General features: G+C 66.8%; 1 pseudogene. It reads right to left on the bottom strand.

Annotated features, from left to right (window positions below):
- A pseudogene (locus tag EN845_RS33785) lies at positions 1-849 on the bottom strand (relaxase/mobilization nuclease domain-containing protein); the annotation flags it as partial.
- Positions 850-894: the final 45 nt, after the last annotated feature.

Here is an 894-nt window from a genome sequence, read left to right as displayed (position 1 = left end):
CATCCGCTCGAGCTTGCGCAGCCGTCCCTGGTGCAGCGTCTGGCGAATGGCGTCGGGACCGCCCGGCGAGACCAGGCCGTCATCATCACGCATGCTGAGCAGCCGACGGTCGATGCTGGTGAAGCGTTCCTGCTCCATTTCCCGGCGCAGGCGAAGCTCAATCTCGCGGTCGGTTCGCGGACCGAGATCGAGGCTGACCAGCTCGGCCGCCCGCTCGCGGATGCCAGATGAGATATATTCGCGCGCGATGACCAGGTTCTCGCCACGGTCGTCCCTGCCACGGACGATGATGTGGCTGTGCGGGTGGCCGGTGTTGAAATGATCGACCGCGACCCAGTCGAGCTTCGTGCCGAGGTCTTCCTGCATCTGCGCCATGAGCCGCCGCGTCAGCGCCTTGAGGTCGTCGTACTCGATGCCGTCTTCGGCAGCGACGATGAAGCGGAACTGATGGCGGTCGCCGTCCGCGCGATCGATGAACGCCTTGCCGTCGACGCGGCCGCTGTCGGCGCCGTAGAGCTCGCCAGGTTCACCTTCGCGGGTGACCCCGTCGCGCTGAAGATAGCGTAGATGGGCACGCGCCCCGTCCGCGCCCTTGCCGGCGAGCTTGACGACCCGCGCCTTGACGATCACCCGGCGCTGGCGGAAGGCGGCATACCGGTCGCGCGATTTCAGCAGTGCGGCGGCCGCCCCGCCGCGCCCTGTCCGGCTTCCTGTGAAGCGACCACCGCGTTGCGGCCGGCCGCCAGCCCGGTTGATCGCCGCACGAACCTGGCCGGCATAGCGTTTGCCGGCCTTCGAGCCGCGCGACCCGATTTTGCCGAGCTTCGGCCTGAACTCGTCATCCTTAATGCGAGCCTCCCAGACATATCAAGCAAAATCAGACACTTACACGTC

The organism is Mesorhizobium sp. M8A.F.Ca.ET.202.01.1.1, assembly GCF_004791595.1.
Taxonomy (GTDB): Bacteria; Pseudomonadota; Alphaproteobacteria; order Rhizobiales; family Rhizobiaceae; genus Mesorhizobium.
This window is presented reverse-complemented; position numbering and strand designations above follow the sequence as displayed.